This window comes from Brevundimonas albigilva, assembly GCF_023503965.1.
In the GTDB taxonomy this organism is placed as follows: Bacteria; Pseudomonadota; Alphaproteobacteria; order Caulobacterales; family Caulobacteraceae; genus Brevundimonas; species Brevundimonas albigilva.
Map to the genome: position 1 here is coordinate 1419214 of NZ_CP097298.1, position 14385 is coordinate 1433598.

Consider the following 14385-nt stretch of genomic DNA (forward strand, 5'->3'; position numbering starts at 1 on the left):
CTTCCGTCGCAGCGACCCGATCTTGCGCCGCCCGACCCTCCGGCCGGGCGGATCGGCTCGCACACAGGCGCCCCGCACGCAATCGCGGCGCCGATACGGGGGAACCGCCATGACGCGTTCCATGCTTCTTTCCACGGCCGCCGTCGCGGCCGCCGCCTTCGCCGCCGCGCCCGCCTGGGCGCAACCGGCAGACCAGCTGGAGGAGGTGATCGTCACCGCCACCCGCCTGCCCGCCGTCGCCGCCGACACGCCCGGCGCACGCGTCATCGACGCCGAGACCATCGAACAGCGCGGCGCGGTCTTCGCCGCCGACATCCTGGCCGACGTGCCGGGCCTGTCGGTCACGCGCACCGGCGCCTTCGGCGGCGTCGCCCAGGTGCGGATGCGCGGCGCCAATCCGGGCAAGACCCTGGTTCTGGTCGACGGCGCGCCCGTCAACGACCCGGCCGACATCAACGGCGCCTATGACTTCGGCGCCTTCGAGCTGGCCGACATCGACCGGATCGAGGTGCTCAGCGGCCCGCAGTCGTCGCTGTGGGGATCCGACGCCATCGGCGGCGTGATCGCCTTCACCACCCGCGAGGTGGACGGACTGCGCGCCGAACTGGAGGCCGGCAGCCTGGCCACCGCGCGCGGCCGCCTGTCGGTCGGGACCGCCAACGACGCCTACGCCGTCAGCGCCTATGTCTCGCAGTTCGAGACGGACGGCGTCAGCGCGGCCGACGAAGCCGACGGGAACAGCGAGCGCGACGGCCTGCGCAGCACCACCGCCGGCGGCAAGGCGCGCTACGCCTTCTCCGACACGGTGTCGGTCGACGGCTCGATCCGCTGGGCCAAGGCCCATGTCGACATCGACGGCTATCCGGCCCCCACCTACGCCCTGGGCGACACCGACGACGTGCAGGACAGCGAGCAATGGTCCGGCGTCGCCCGGCTGAGCGCCCGGGCCCTGGGCCTGTCGCACCAGTTCAGCGTCTCGGCGTCCGACATCGACCGCACCTCCTACAGCGGCGGCTTCGGCTCGACCTTCAGCGGCGACCGCCAGGTCTATCGCTGGCAGGCGGACGGCGAAACCTCGGGCGTGGCCTACGCCTTCGGCGCCGAGCGCGAGGAAGCCTCAGGCGCCCTGTCGTCGGGCGAGGCGCGCGACCTGGCGACCACCTCGGTCTTCGGCGTGGCCCAGTACGACGCCGGCCCGCTGAACCTGACCGGCGGCCTGCGCTACGACGACACCGACGACTTCGGCGCCGAGACCACCGGGCGCCTCTCGGCGGCCTACGACCTGGCCGGCGGCTTCACCCTGTCGGCGGCCTACGGCACCGGCTTCAAGGCCCCGACCGTCAGCCAGGCGGTGTGCGACTACTGCTACGCCCCCTGCCCTGGCCCGAACTGACCGCCGAGACGGCCGACAGCGTCGAGGTCGCGCTGGGCTGGGCCTCGGCCGACGGCCGCCTGGACGGCCGCGTCACCGCCTATCGGCTGAACGTCGACGACGAGATCGCCTGGCGCGACGGCCGCTACATCAACATCGCCAAGACCGAGACGGACGGCGTCGAGGCCGAGGGCCGCGCGGCCCTGGGCGGCGGCTTCGACCTGACCCTGGCCTACGCCTGGACCGACGCCCGCGACGGGACGACCGACGCCCGCCTGCTGCGCGTGCCGGAACACGCCGGTTCGGCGACGCTGGGCTGGAGCGGGGACCGGCTGTCCGGCGCCCTGACCGTGCGCGCCGAGGGCGATATGGACGACTCGGGCGGCGTGCGCGACGGCTTCGTCACGGCGAACCTGAACGCGGCCTACGCCCTGACCGACAACGTCGTGCTGACGGCGCGGGTCGAGAACCTGGCGGACGAGCGCTATCAGCAGGTGCTGGGTTACGGAGAGCCGGGCCGAACCGGCTATCTGGGGATCAGGCTGCGCTACTGATCCGCAGCCGGGCGTCGGCGGTGAAGGCCGCCGGCGCATCCAGCGCCAGCCGCGCCCAGTCCAGGTTCGGGCACGGCGCGTGGGCCGCCGCCAGGATGGCGCGCAGTTCGGCGGCCGAGGCCACGCTGGCGACCACCATCGCCACGCCCTTCAGCGACAGGGCGTAGCCCAGGGCCGCCTGCATGGGATCGCAGCGCATCTCGGCCAGGCGCCGACGCGTGCGCGACAGGCCCTGGGCGTGGCCGGCCATCTCTGGCGGCAGATCTTCGCCCCCGGCGAACAGCAGGCCGTTCGCGAACACCGACGACAGATGGACGTCGACGCCCATGCCGGCCAGTTCGTCCAGCACCCCGTCCTGCGCCGCGCGCTGGTCCAGCAGGCTGCATCCGATCTGGACCACGTCGGGCTCCAGCCGTCGCGCCAGCAGCGCCGGCCCGTCCTCGATCGTCGCGCAAAAGCCGATGCGGCGGAACAGGCCGCGCTGCTTCAGCGCCTGCATCCGGTCCCACAGGGCGCGGCCCTCGGCCCCGGCCAGTTCGGCGGCGTTCGACACCAGCAGGGCCTCGCCGCGCGGCAGGCCCATGCGTTCCAGCGACCGGCGGGCGCGCGCCTCGACCCGGTCAAGGCCGTCGGCCAGCGGCACGGTCCGCACCGTCACCTGGAAGGGCGAGGGAAAGGGCCAGGCCTGGCCCAGCAGCCGCTCGGCGTCGCCTTCCGGCTTGGTCGCGACCAGTTTGACGCCCGCGTCGGCCCCGGTCTGCAACAGGAAGCGCATCGCCTCCTCGCGCGCGCCGGAGGGGGCGGCCATGAAGGCGCCGGGCGCGCGCTCGGGCTCGGTCACCACGGCCAGGGCCAGGCGATGGACGGGCGAGGGCGCCGAAGGGGTGGCGGGGGATGGCGTCACCCCGGGACAATGACTCGCAATGTTTAAGGGACGCTGAGCGAGACCTTGCCCAATCCTTACTTATCCACCGCCGGTCGGCGAAATCGGTGGACGATCAGGCGTCGGCGTCCGGCTGTCGGTCCGGGTGCGCGGCGGCGAAGGCCGGGTGGGCCAGGGCGCGCGCCTCCACCGCTTCCAGCGCGGGCCAGGCGGCGGTCTCGATGTTGAAGCGCCGGGCGGAATAGAGCTGCGGAATCAGGTAGCAGTCCGCCAGGGTCGGCCCGTCGCCGAAGCTGAAGCCCGCCCCGTCGCGCGCCACCAGCGCCTCCAGGGCGTCAAAGCCCGGCGCGATCCAGCGCGCGGCCCAGGCGTCGACCGTCGCCTGATCGGCCCCCAGGTCGCGCCGCAGCGAGGTCAGCACACGCAGATTGTTCAGCGGATGGATGTCGCAGCCGATCAGGGCGCTCATGGCCCGCACCGTCGCGCGATCGCCGGCGCCGCGCGGCAGCAGGGGCGGCTCGGGCCAGGTTTCCTCCAGCCATTCCAGAATGGCGGGGCTCTGGATCAGCACCCGCCCGTCGACCTCCAGCGCCGGGACCATGCCCTGGGGGTTCAGCGCCATATAATCCGGCGCCTTCTGTCGGCCCTGCCGCAGATCGTGCGCCGCCTGCCGATAGGCCACGCCCTTCAGATTCAGGGCGATGCGGACCCGGTAGCTGGCGCCGGAGCGCCAATAGCCGTGCAGGATCATCAGACGATCTCGAACTTCAGCGTCTCCAGCCCGTCAATGGTCGCCACGACCGTATCGCCGCGCACGACCGGCCCGACGCCGGACGGCGTGCCGGTGAAGATCAGGTCGCCGGCCTGGAGCGCCCACAGCTTGCCGGCCTCCTCGACGATGCGGTCGGGGTTCAGGATCATGTCGTCCAGACGGCTGGACTGGCGCACCTGCCCGTTGACGCTCAGTTCGATGCGCCCCGCCGGATCGGGCAGCGCTCCCAGGGTCACGGCGCCGCAGGGCGCGGACTGGTCGAAGCCCTTGGCCGCGTCCCACGGGCGGCCCGCCTTCTTGGCCTCGGCCTGGAGATCGCGCCGGGTAAGGTCGCAGCCGACCGCCCAGCCGACGATCCGTCCGCCCTCGCCGATGGCGGCGACCAGTTCCGCTTCGTAATGAAGGTTGTCGGTCGCCGAGGGATAGGCCGGGTTGGCCCCGTCCGTCACCAGGGCGTCGCCCGGCTTGGAAAAGAAGAACGGCGTCTGCTTGTCCGGGTCGGACCCCATCTCGCGCGCATGGGCCGCATAGTTCTGGCCGACGCACAGGATGCGCCGCACCGGCAGGCGGCGGTCGTCGCCGACGATCGGCAGGGACGGGATCGGGCGGGGCGGAAACAGCCATTGGGTCATGCCGTCTTCTAGATCGCCGCGTCGCGACTGGCGAGCCCGTCGCCATGCTGCGGCGCGGGAACCTTGACCACGCGGTAGCGTTGGCTATCGGGGTTCCCTATTCTAATGCAAAGCTTGCGAATGGAGCGCGCATCATGGCCACGACCAAGGCTCGAGAAGACATCAAGAACGACCTGAAGACCCTCAAGGAGGATCTGAAGGCGGGCGCGCGCGAGGAAACGCAGCGCCTGCGCGAAAAGGCCTCCGAGGCCGAAACCCGCCTGCGCGCCAAGAGCGACGAGGTGCGCGAGCAGGCCCGCGGCTATTACGAACAGGCCCGCGTGCGCGGACGCGAGTATTACGACGACGCCGCCGAACGTCTGGACGAGGCCCAGCGCTACGTCGTCGAGCGGGTGCAGGAGCGTCCGCTCCAGTCGACGGCCATCGCGCTCGGCGTCGGCATGGTGCTGGGCATGTTGCTGGCCGGCCGCCGCCGCTGATGTTCCGGGGCTCATCAAGCGCGTGGTGGCGACCGCCGTGGCCGCCGCCAGCGCCTTTCTCGCCGTGGTCTTTCTGGGCCTGGCCATCTTCTATGCGCTCAGCCTGGCCATGACGCCCCTGGGCGCCGCGGCGGCGACCTTCGGCCTGTTCGCCCTGGTCGCCCTGGTGACCGCCCTGGTCTTCCTGCGCGGCGACAGCCGTGACGACGAGGACGAGGACGACGAACCCGAGGGTCTGCTGGGCAAGGTCATTCACATCGTGCGCGACCGCCCGGTGATCGGCGCCGTGGGCGGCCTGGGCGCCCTGTTCCTGCTGCTGCGCAATCCGGCCCTGGCCGCGATCGTGGCCAGCATGGTGACCGAGCGAAAACTGGACGAGCGCGGTTATCGTCGGCGGCGGCGATAGAATTTAGCCGTCTCGCGACCGGGAACGGCCCGTAAGCGGGAGCGTTGTTCCATCGAGGGAAGGGACAAGATCCCGACCTTTTGGAAACAACAACTTCAGGAGGACCGGGCCATGATTCGTTGGGCCATTATTTTCCTGGTCGTGGCCTTGGTCGCGGCCGTTCTCGGCTTCGGCGGCATCGCGAACTTCTCGTTCGAGATCGCCAAGTTCATCGCCGTGGTCGCCATCATCCTGTTCGTCATCGCGCTGGTGGCGGGCGGACTGCGCGGGCGCGGCACGCGGATATAGACCGCGTCGCCTGACGACGACAAAGGGCCGGAGCGTCAGCTCCGGCCCTTTTCTCATGCCTCGTCTCATGCCTTGGCGAGACCGGGGCTCAGACCGCCGCCTTCTCGCGTTCGCCCGGATGTTGCGGATCAGGCGCGGTGGCGGCCCGGCGGGTGTCCTGACGACGCGGCAGCCGCCAGACCTGGTGAGAGCAGAATCGCTCTCCGTCCCAGGCCAGGGCGGTGACAGTGATGGTCTTGGCGTCCCAGTCGATCTGGTTGAACCCCGGCGGCGAGCCGCGTTCGCGGTGCGACAGCGTTCCGCACCCGACCGCATAGGAGCATTTGTCGGCCAGGGGGATCGGCATGGCGAAGGGCACATGCACATGCCCGGTCATGATCAGGTCGACGCCCGCCTCGGCGAAGATCAGCGCCGCCTCGTCGCCACGCTTGACGTCGCCGGTCATCGGCGTGCCGACCATCTCGATCAGCGGGTGGTGGCAGGCCAGGACCCTCAGCGCCCCGATCGGGGCCTGACGCAGGGCCTCGGCCGCGCGCCGCGTCTGGTCCAGGTCGATCACGCCCTTGGACCAGTTGGGTCGAGCCTGAAAGCCGCGAGCGGTGACGACGCCGCGCACCATCACCGTGTCGTCGCAGAACTGGCCGTCGTGCGCCGGAAAGCCGGTCGCGGTCTCGAAGGCCCGCCACGGGTGAAACACCCGCGCCACCGCGTCCCAATAGGGCACGTCGTGATTGCCCACGATGACGAAGCGCGGCTCGGGCATGGCGCGCATCCAGTCGCGCGCGGCGGCGAACTCGGCCGGATACCCTTTCTGGGTGATGTCGCCGGTGATCAGCACCAGATCGTTGGGCGTGGCGTGGGCGTAGTCCAGGGCGGCGGCCACGGCGCGCTTGTGCTCGCACCCGAAATGAATGTCGGAAAACTGGAGAATGCGCCCCATCAGACGCTGTCCTCGGCGGCCGGCGGCTTGGGCGTCAGGGCGCGAAAGGCCTTGGGCGCGAAGCGGACCGTGGCTTCGGACTTCAGGCGGATGGTTTCGCCGTCGATGACGGCGGGGATGCGAGAGCGCGCCCAGGCGTCGATGCGCCGCGCCGGCTGGGTCGAGACCGAGGGGTCCTGGCGCCAGTCGGTGAACAGGGCCGTGGCCGCCAGTCGAAACGCCTGCATGGCGTCCAGCGGATCCATCGCCGCCGCCTCCAGGCCGACCGGCTCCTCCAGGGCGCGCGAGATCATCGGGCTGATCAGGACCAGAGCCTCGGCCCGGCGCTTGCGCCCGCCGTCCAGGCTGAAGCGCAGCCGACCGCTGAACGCCCGCTTCAGGGCCAGGCGCGCATGGCCGACGGCCTGACGCAGCTTGCCCGTGCGGATGGCCTCGCGCGCCGGCGCCCAGAGGGCGGGGGCGCCCAGGATGGCGGCGCAGTAGAAATATTCTCCGCCGACCTCTCCGCCCGAGACGTACTGCGGCTCGCCCTCCTCCAGCGCGCGTCGCAGGGCGTCCTTCCAGTCCGCCGTCCCGTACAGGGCCTTGGGCAGCATGTTCATGGTGCCGCCCGGCAGCGGCGCGATCATCGGTCCGTCAGGCTTAGCGCGCGAGGCCACGGACCGGGCGGTCCCGTCCCCGCCAGCACGAAGATGACGTCCGGTTCCTCGGCGAAGGCCTCGGCGATCGCCGCGTCGAAGTCGCCTTCAAGCACGACGACGCGCGCCTCCAGATCATAGTCGGCCAGGATGGCCTCGGCCTCGCCGGCCGCCCTGGGCCCCACGCTGCCCGACAGAGGATTGACCAGCATCACCGCGCGCCGAAGCGGCGTGTGCGGCGTCAGGCTCGCCTTCGGCCCGGCGGCCGTCGTTCCTTCGGGCGCAATCGTATCGCTCATGAGCGCCGCAACGCCTCGCATCCGCGCCCGTTCCGCACGCCGCCAAAGAAAGCTTCGCCATATATCGGCCCCGACGTCGTGATGGCTGGGAACCGTCAAGCCCGGACCACGTTTTCGTCGTCAGGGCGAAAGCAACAGAGTTCCAGGAGAGACATCATGAAAATGGCGATTATCGCGATCGCGGGGGCCGGTCTGCTGGCCTCGGCCTGCGCCAGCGATCCCTACGGCTACAACAACGGTTCCAACCAGACGGTTCGCCAGGGCGCCATCGGCGCGGGCCTGGGCGCCGTGGCCGGCGCCATCGTCGGCAACAACGTCGGCGGCGGCAACGCCGCGACCGGCGCGCTGATCGGCGGCGCGCTCGGCGGCGCGGCGGGCGCGATCCGCGGCTCGGCCCAGGACCGCAACAACCAGCAGCGCTACCGCGACAACCAGGGCCGGTACTACTACTGCTACGACAATCGTCAGGACGAATGCTACTGGGATAACGGCCAGCGCCGTTACTGATCCCGGTCAGCGCGCCTGACGGGTGCGAAAAGACCAAGGATGGGGCGGCTCGTCGGACGACGGGCCGCCCTTTTCATGACCGAGGAGGCGGATCGATGAGAGTGATTGCGGCGGGACTGATCGGCGTGGCGCTGGCCGCGGCGGGGTGCGCGAGCCGGCCCAGCCGGGATGATCTGGTTGAGCGGACGGACTGCGCGCCGGTGCGGTTCGACATCTATTTCGCCAACGACCAGACGAGCCTGACCCCGGTGGCGCGCGAGGCGATCCGGCTGGGCGCGCAACAGGTCGCGGGCTGCGCTATCGAGCGGGTGCGGGTGCTGGGCCTGGCCGATGCGCAGGGCGGGGCCACGGCCAATCTGAACCTGTCCGAACGGCGCGCGCAAAGCGTCACCGCGGCGCTGGAGGCGGACGGCCTGCCGGTCCCGACCTTCGAGGTCCAGGCCGCGGGCGCCAGCGGCGCGACGACCCCGCAGGGCGCCAACGCCCCGATGCGCAGGCGCACGGAAGTGCTGATCGAGGCGCGCCCGCGCTGATCCGGTTCAGGTCGAGACGGCGACGATGGCGACGACGCCGCCCGCCACGGTCGCCTCGTCGTCCACGCGCTTGCCCAGCAGGGCCTGGGCCAGGGGCGAGACATAGCTGACGCAGCCCTGGGCGGGATCGGCCTGATCCTCGCCGACGATGCGCCAGGTCTGGACGCGCCCGTCCTCCCGCTCGATCGTCACCGTCCCGCCGAAACGCACCACGCCGTCGTCCGCGCCGGGCGCCACCAGTTGGGCCGAGGCCCGCCGCGCCGACCAGTAGCGCAGGTCGCGCGTCGCCCGCGCCATCGCCGTGCGGTCGCTCTCGATCGAGCCCTGGACCTGGGCGGCCGTGTAGGCGGCGCGCGCGGCGGCCAGTTCCTGTTCGATCAGGGCCAGGCCCTGTTCCGTCACCAGGTTGGGATGGGGCGAGATCGGCCGGTCGGCCAGGTCGGCCGCGGTTGCTTCCAGATCTTCCTCGCGGGTGAAGGCGACGCTCATGGTACGGAACATAGCGCCTGACGACCCTATGGCCAGCGGGGCCGTGAACGGGCAAAGCGAGGCGATGCGAGCGGACGCCCCCCAGATCGTCGTCATCGGCGCCGGCCCGGCCGGGCTGATGGCGGCCGAACGCCTGGCCGCCGGCGGCCTGACGGTCGCCGTGCACGAGCGCATGCCGTCGGTCGCCCGCAAATTCCTGATGGCCGGCCGGGGCGGGCTGAACCTGACCCATTCCGAGCCGGCGGAGGCCTTCCTGGGCCGGTACCGCGAGGGCCGCGCCCGGGTCGCGCCCTGGCTGGACGCCTTCTCTCCCGCCGACCTCGTGGCCTGGGCCGAGGGCCTGGGCCAGCCCACCTTCGTGGGCACCAGCGGCCGCATCTTTCCGCGCGCGCTGAAGGCTTCGCCCCTGCTGCGGGCCTGGCTGGCGCGCCTGTCCGAACTGGGGGTGACGATCCACACCCGCTCGACCTGGACGGGCTGGCGGGACGGCGCCCCGGCGTTCGACACGCCCGAGGGCGAACGTCGCGTGCGGCCCGACGCGACCATCCTGGCGCTGGGCGGCGCCAGCTGGCCCCGCCTGGGCTCGGATGCGGCCTGGACGCCGTGGCTGGAAGCGGCGGGGGTGACCCTGTCGCCCTTCCGTCCGGCCAATGTCGGCGCCGACATCGCCTGGTCGCCGGTGCTGCGCGACCGGTTCGCCGGCGCGCCGCTGAAGGGCATCGCCGTGCGCCACGAGCGGACGACGGTGCGGGGCGAGGCGGTGATCGCCGGCTACGGGCTGGAAGGCGGGGCGATCTACGCCCTATCGGCGGCGATCCGCGATGCGACGGCGCGCAAGGGCCGCACCGTCCTGACCCTGGACCTGAAACCCGACGTGACGGCCGAAACGCTGACCGCGCGGCTCGCGGCCCAGCCGGCCAAGGCCAGCCTGTCCAACCGCCTTCGAAAGGCGGCGGGGCTGGATCCGGCGGCGGCGGCCCTGCTGCGCGAAGCCGGCCCCCTTCCCGAGACGCCTGACGCCCTGGCCGCCCGCATCAAGGGGCTGGCCCTGACGGCGACCGGCGTGCAGGGGCTGGAGCGGGCCATATCCTCGGCGGGCGGCGTGGCGTGGGAGGCGGTCGACGACCGCCTGATGCTGAGGGCCCGGCCCGGCGTCTTCGTCGCCGGCGAGATGCTGGACTGGGAGGCGCCGACCGGCGGCTATCTGCTGCAGGCCAGCTTCGCCTCGGGCGTGGCCGCCGCCGCGGGCGTGCGCGACTGGCTGGCGGGCGCGGTCGACACGGCGGCCGCGACGGTTCAGGGTTAGGATCCCGCCCGCCTGCCGGAGACCCTATTCATGCGCCGTCTTCTGTCCGCCGCGTCCATCCTCGCCCTGTCGCTGTCCTGCAATGCGGCGCTCGCCCAGAGCCCCGCCCGGGACCCGGGCGTCGCCGCCATCGACGCCGAGCGGATGAACCAGGCGGTGCGGATCCTGGCGTCGGACGAGTTCGAGGGGCGCGGCCCGGTCTCGGCGGGCGAGGAGAAGACCGTCGAATGGCTGGCCGACCAGTTCCGCGCGGCGGGGGCCGAGGGCGGCGGGCCAGACGGTTCCTTCTTCCAGACGGCCCAGCTGTCGCGCACCCGCCAGGACGGGCCGGCGACGATTACCGCCTCGGCCGGAGGCCGCACCCTGAACTTCGAACGCGGCCCGGACGTGCTGGTCTCCAGCGACCGGCCGACCGACCACATCACCGTCGCCGACGCGCCGATCGTCTTCGTCGGCTATGGCGCGACGGCGCCCGAACGCCAGTGGAACGACTTCAAGGACGTGGACGTGCGCGGCAAGGTGATCGTCGTCCTGGTCAACGACCCGGACTTCCAGGCGCCTGACGGCGATCCGGTGGCGGGCAAGTTCGACGGCCAGGCCATGACCTTCTATGGCCGCTGGACCTACAAGTTCCAGGAGGCGGGCCGGCGCGGGGCCGCCGGCGTCCTGGTGGTGCACGAGACGGCCGGGGCGGGCTATCCCTGGTCGGTGCTGCAGAACTCCTCGGCGGCGCCCAAGTTCGACATCGTGCGGGCGAACCCCGACGCCGAGCGGGCGCCCTTCCAGGGCTGGATTCAGCGCGCCAAGGCCGAATTGTTCAGGGCTGCCGGCCTGGACTTCGCCGCCCTGAAGAACGCGGCCCGCCGCGCCGACTTCCGCCCGGTCGAACTGCCCGGCGCGACGATGAGCGTCGATTTCGGCCAGATCGCCGACCGGGTCCAGACGCGCAACGTCCTGGCCCGCATCCCGGGCGCCCAGCATCCGGACGAGACGGTGATGTACGGCGCCCACTGGGACGGCTACGGCGTCGGCACGCCGGATGCGTCCGGCGACAAGATCTACAACGCCGCCGTGGACAATGCGACGGGGGTGGCGGCCCTGCTGGAGCTGGCCCACGCCTTCGCCGCCGGCCCGCGGCCCAAGCGGTCGATCGTCTTCGCCGCCTGGTCGGGCGAGGAAGCGGGCCTGCTGGGCTCGACCTACTACGCCGCCAATCCGGTCTGGCCGCTGGAGAAGACGGTCGCCAACATCAACGTCGACAGCCTGTTGCCGGGGACCGAGGTCGACCCGAACGTGGTGGTGATCGGCAAGGGCAAGAACCAACTGGACGCGGTGCTGGAACGCCATGCGAGCGCCACGGGGCGCACCCTGATCGCCGATCCGGCGCCCCAGGCCGGCGCCTTCTATCGCTCGGATCACTTCCCCCTGGCGATCCAGGGCGTGCCGGCCCTGTTCCCCGCCGCCGGCTTCACCGGGGCCAGCGCCGCCAGCCGGGACTATGTCGAGAACCGCTATCACCAGCCGTCCGACGAATGGGGCGAGACCTGGCGCATGGACGCCGCCGCGGCCGACGTGGCCCTGATCTACGCCGTGGGCCGCGACCTGGCCGATTCCGACGCCTGGCCCGAATGGAACGCCGACGCCGAGTTCGCCGGCGCCCGCGCCGCCTCGGCCGCCGAACGCCGCTAGACCGCCAGGTCGCGCACGACCGCCGCGGCCAGGTCCTGCGCCTGGCCGCGCAGGTCCGGCACGGCCGTGATCTCCCAATAGGCGCCGCGCGTCAGCGGGCCGATGGCGTAGAGGCCCGGCGTCGGTCCTCGCCGGCCGATCAGGCCGCCGATGTCGTCCACCCGCGCGCCCAGGCCCAGCGGATCGGGGGCGGCCAGCCCCTGGGCCAGAAGGTCCGCGACCAGTGGCTCGGCGCTGCGGCCGATCTCGCCCAGGGGGCCCGTGCAGTTGATCACCAGGTCGAAACGGCCGCGAATGGCCCGCCGCCGCCCGCGCGGCCGCCAGGCCGCGTGCACCCCGTCCGCCTGCAGCGCCGCAGAGGCCAGCTTGCCGGCCTGAACGGCCAGTTCGCCCGAGGCGATCATGCCGTCGACCTGACGCGCAGCGCCGGGCGACAGCCGATGGCGGTGCACGTCCCACAGGGGGCGCAGGTGGCGCAGGAAGCGGCCGCGCTGGGCCGGGGTCCAGCCGCGCCACAGCGGCCGGGCCTGATGTCTCAGCCGGTCGAACACCGCGCGCCAGTCGTGATCGCGGGTCGCGGCCCGGACCTGGGCCAGGATCGTCGCCGGGTCGCCTTCGAAATCCCCTGTGAACGGCGCCGGCGCGGCCGAGGCGTGGGCGCGGGGCAGCAGGCCGTGGCGCGACAGGGCCGTGAACCGACGCGACGGCCGCCGCAGCGCCAGGGCGCAGTCCACCATCGTCAGGCCGGCCCCGATCAGCAGGACGTCGCGCGCCGCCTCGACCCTGGCCGGGTCCAGGCTCCACGGGTTCTCGACATAGGCGCCCGAGGCCCTCAGCGCCGGATCGACGCCGCTCAGGGCGGCCGGCTCCAGATTGCCCAGGGCCAGGATCACGGCGTCGGCGTCCAGCGGCGACGCGCCCTCGATCTCCAGCCGCCAGCGGTCGCCGGCGCGCCGGATCGCCCTCGCCTCGCCGGGAACCAGGGCCAGGCGGTCCGGGGCCTCCCGCACCGCGTCCTCCAGCAGGGCGCGCAGATAGCGGCCATAGGTTCCGCGCGTGATGAAACCGTCCTGCGCCTCCCAGCGGGGCTGGTCCGCCAGCCAGTCGGCCAGGTGGCGGGGCCGATCGGGAAAGGCGCTCATATTGTCCAGCCGCACGTTCAGCAGATGCGTGGGATTGCCGGTGTCATAGGCCGCGCCGACGCCGAAGACCGGTCGGCGCTCGATCAGGCTGACCCGGGCGCGGGGGGCCAGGCGCAGCAGGTGGATGGCGCTCAGCAGGCCGCTGAAGCCGGCCCCGACGATGGCGATGTGCGCTTGTGTCACCGGCGTCTCCGTGAGGGAGACGCGATCATTCGCCGTAAAACTCTATCGCACAAGTAGGTTTTTAGTGACGGCCGCTGTGAGCGGCGCTGGCGCCTCGCCGCCCGCGGGCCGCGCGCAGATCCTGTAGGGCGGCCGGGACCAGGCTCCACGGTTCGACGCAATAGCGCACGAACAGGCGCCGGGGATCGCGCATCAGGCGATAGGCCCACTCCAGCCCCACGCGCCCGGTCCAGCGCGGCGCGGCGGCCTGGACCCCCGCCTCGTAGTCGAAGGCCGCCCCGACCGACAGGATGGCGCAGTCGGGCAGCCGCTCCAGGTTATGGACGATCCACGCCTCCTGGCGGGGCATCCCCATGCCGACGAACAGCACGTGCGGGCGGAAGGCGGCCACCTCGGCCAGGACCGCCGTAGTCTCCGCCGAACCCGGCGTCGCGTCGAAATAGCCGTGATGGGTGCGGATGTTGGCCTGGGGATGGCGCGCGCCCAGGCGCCGGGCCGCCGTCTCGCCCACGCCCGGCGCCCCGCCCACGGCCATGACCCGCCAGCCCTCGCGGTCGGCCAGGCTCCAGAAGCGTCGCGCCAGTCCAGGTAGGTGCAGCGGTGAAACGGCCGCGCGCTGAGGCCCAGGATCCGCGCGAACCACAGCAGGGGCCGCGAGTCCACCTGTACCAGGTCGGCCGCGGCGTAGAAGGCGCGCATCTCGGCCGTTTTGCGCACCAGGTGCAGGCTGTGCAGATTGTGGTTGGCGATCACGGTGCGCCGGCCCTCGCGCACGTGGCGGGCCAGGTGCAGCAGGACCTCCTCGGGCCGCACTAGGTCGACCGACTGGCCCAGCAGGCGCACGCGCTCGTCGTCGCGCCGGGCCTGACGAAAGGCCGGGCGGGCGTGGGCGCGGCGGTCGTCCGCCGGGGTCTGGATCAGGGAATCCGCCATGGCCCCACCTTGCGCCCCCTGCCTTCAAGGCGACGTTAGCGAACAGGCCTAACACGCCTTAGCCACGCCGGATCGGCCCCTTGTCACGGAAAGCGAAAAAAGCGCCAAAACGTCTGTTGACCCCGCCGATGCTCTGCCTTAGAGGTCCGCGCCTTCCCGATGGAAACGCCGCGAGGCGGGACCGACGGGGCCCAGATGGCGGAATTGGTAGACGCGCTGGCTTCAGGTGCCAGTGGCTTAACGGCCGTGGAGGTTCGAGTCCTCTTCTGGGCACCATCTTTCGAACGGCGCCGCATCCCCGATGCGGCGCCGTTCTTGGTTTTGGCCTATCGCATCGCGC

At 72.1% G+C, this 14385-nt stretch carries 17 protein-coding genes, 1 tRNA gene and 1 pseudogene; 10 read left to right on the top strand and 9 right to left on the bottom strand.

What is annotated here, in order from left to right; translation table 11 throughout:
- Nucleotides 1-121: 121 nt before the first annotated feature.
- Entirely contained in the window at nt 122-1393 is a 1272-nt protein-coding gene (locus tag MU852_RS07405) for a TonB-dependent receptor plug domain-containing protein (protein WP_283843817.1), read from the top strand.
- Complete coding sequence (locus MU852_RS17335; RefSeq protein ID WP_283843818.1) at nt 1354-1926, top strand: TonB-dependent receptor domain-containing protein; 573 nt, start codon at nt 1354-1356, stop codon at nt 1924-1926. The genes MU852_RS07405 and MU852_RS17335 overlap by 40 nt, the downstream gene beginning before the upstream one ends.
- Here MU852_RS17335 and MU852_RS07410 read toward each other — a convergent pair.
- The 3 genes from MU852_RS07410 to MU852_RS07420 all read right to left on the bottom strand — a co-directional run bounded on the left by MU852_RS07410 (nt 1910) and on the right by MU852_RS07420 (nt 4213).
- Nucleotides 1910-2830, bottom strand: coding sequence for an aldo/keto reductase (locus MU852_RS07410; RefSeq protein WP_249751647.1), 921 nt, complete (start codon nt 2828-2830; stop codon nt 1910-1912). The genes MU852_RS17335 and MU852_RS07410 overlap by 17 nt on opposite strands.
- A gap of 94 nt (nt 2831-2924) precedes the next feature.
- Complete coding sequence (maiA, locus tag MU852_RS07415; RefSeq protein WP_249751648.1) at nt 2925-3560, bottom strand: maleylacetoacetate isomerase; 636 nt, start codon at nt 3558-3560, stop codon at nt 2925-2927.
- On the bottom strand, nt 3560-4213 hold the full coding sequence (locus MU852_RS07420; protein WP_249751649.1) for a fumarylacetoacetate hydrolase family protein: 654 nt from the start codon (nt 4211-4213) through the stop codon (nt 3560-3562). The genes maiA and MU852_RS07420 overlap by 1 nt, the downstream gene beginning before the upstream one ends.
- Nucleotides 4214-4347: 134 nt before the next feature.
- On the opposite strand from MU852_RS07420, the gene MU852_RS07425 reads away from it, so the two are divergent.
- The 3 genes from MU852_RS07425 (at nt 4348) to MU852_RS07435 (ending at nt 5386) form a co-directional block, all read left to right on the top strand.
- The gene (locus MU852_RS07425) at nt 4348-4692 is read left to right on the top strand and encodes an ElaB/YgaM/YqjD family protein (RefSeq protein ID WP_249751650.1); all 345 of its coding nucleotides are present in this window, start codon (nt 4348-4350) and stop codon (nt 4690-4692) included.
- Nucleotides 4693-4717: 25 nt separating this feature from the next.
- Nucleotides 4718-5098, top strand: a complete 381-nt coding sequence (locus MU852_RS07430) for a hypothetical protein (RefSeq protein WP_249751651.1) — start codon at nt 4718-4720, stop codon at nt 5096-5098.
- Between the two features lie 111 nt (nt 5099-5209).
- A complete protein-coding gene (locus MU852_RS07435; protein WP_249751652.1) occupies nt 5210-5386 on the top strand; it encodes a DUF1328 domain-containing protein in 177 nt (58 codons plus the stop codon).
- Nucleotides 5387-5474: 88 nt separating this feature from the next.
- Here the strand turns inward: MU852_RS07435 and MU852_RS07440 are convergent, their stop codons facing one another.
- From MU852_RS07440 to MU852_RS07450, 3 genes are read right to left on the bottom strand one after another with little or no spacing between them, the layout of a single operon-like run.
- Nucleotides 5475-6326, bottom strand: coding sequence for a metallophosphoesterase family protein (locus MU852_RS07440; protein WP_249751653.1), 852 nt, complete (start codon nt 6324-6326; stop codon nt 5475-5477).
- A complete protein-coding gene (locus MU852_RS07445) occupies nt 6326-6955 on the bottom strand; it encodes a diacylglycerol/lipid kinase family protein (protein ID WP_249751654.1) in 630 nt (209 codons plus the stop codon). Before MU852_RS07445 ends, MU852_RS07440 begins: the two co-directional genes overlap by 1 nt.
- On the bottom strand, nt 6952-7263 hold the full coding sequence (locus MU852_RS07450; protein ID WP_249751655.1) for a hypothetical protein: 312 nt from the start codon (nt 7261-7263) through the stop codon (nt 6952-6954). The genes MU852_RS07445 and MU852_RS07450 overlap by 4 nt, the downstream gene beginning before the upstream one ends.
- Nucleotides 7264-7419: 156 nt before the next feature.
- On the opposite strand from MU852_RS07450, the gene MU852_RS07455 reads away from it, so the two are divergent.
- Nucleotides 7420-7770, top strand: a complete 351-nt coding sequence (locus MU852_RS07455) for a YMGG-like glycine zipper-containing protein (RefSeq protein ID WP_249751656.1) — start codon at nt 7420-7422, stop codon at nt 7768-7770.
- A gap of 95 nt (nt 7771-7865) precedes the next feature.
- On the top strand, nt 7866-8303 hold the full coding sequence (locus MU852_RS07460) for an OmpA family protein (protein WP_249751657.1): 438 nt from the start codon (nt 7866-7868) through the stop codon (nt 8301-8303).
- Nucleotides 8304-8309: 6 nt separating this feature from the next.
- Here MU852_RS07460 and greA read toward each other — a convergent pair whose 3' ends face one another.
- Nucleotides 8310-8792 (bottom strand): transcription elongation factor GreA, encoded by a 483-nt coding sequence (gene greA, locus MU852_RS07465; protein ID WP_249751886.1) that lies wholly within the window; start codon nt 8790-8792, stop codon nt 8310-8312.
- 64 nt (nt 8793-8856) lie between these two features.
- On the opposite strand from greA, the gene MU852_RS07470 reads away from it, so the two are divergent.
- Nucleotides 8857-10098: a BaiN/RdsA family NAD(P)/FAD-dependent oxidoreductase gene (locus MU852_RS07470; protein WP_249751658.1), complete on the top strand. Its 1242-nt coding sequence runs from the start codon at nt 8857-8859 to the stop codon at nt 10096-10098.
- 30 nt (nt 10099-10128) lie between these two features.
- Entirely contained in the window at nt 10129-11787 is a 1659-nt protein-coding gene (locus MU852_RS07475; protein ID WP_249751659.1) for a M28 family metallopeptidase, read from the top strand.
- Here the strand turns inward: MU852_RS07475 and MU852_RS07480 are convergent.
- Together MU852_RS07480 and MU852_RS07485 are read right to left on the bottom strand one after the other, a co-directional pair.
- The gene (locus MU852_RS07480; RefSeq protein WP_249751660.1) at nt 11784-13112 is read right to left on the bottom strand and encodes an FAD/NAD(P)-binding protein; all 1329 of its coding nucleotides are present in this window, start codon (nt 13110-13112) and stop codon (nt 11784-11786) included. The two genes, MU852_RS07475 and MU852_RS07480, sit on opposite strands and share 4 nt — an antisense overlap.
- A 61-nt stretch (nt 13113-13173) precedes the next feature.
- Nucleotides 13174-14045 (bottom strand): annotated as a pseudogene (locus MU852_RS07485) (WecB/TagA/CpsF family glycosyltransferase).
- Nucleotides 14046-14234: 189 nt separating this feature from the next.
- Here MU852_RS07485 and MU852_RS07490 point away from each other — a divergent pair.
- Nucleotides 14235-14321: transfer RNA gene (locus MU852_RS07490), tRNA-Leu, on the top strand.
- Nucleotides 14322-14385: the final 64 nt, after the last annotated feature.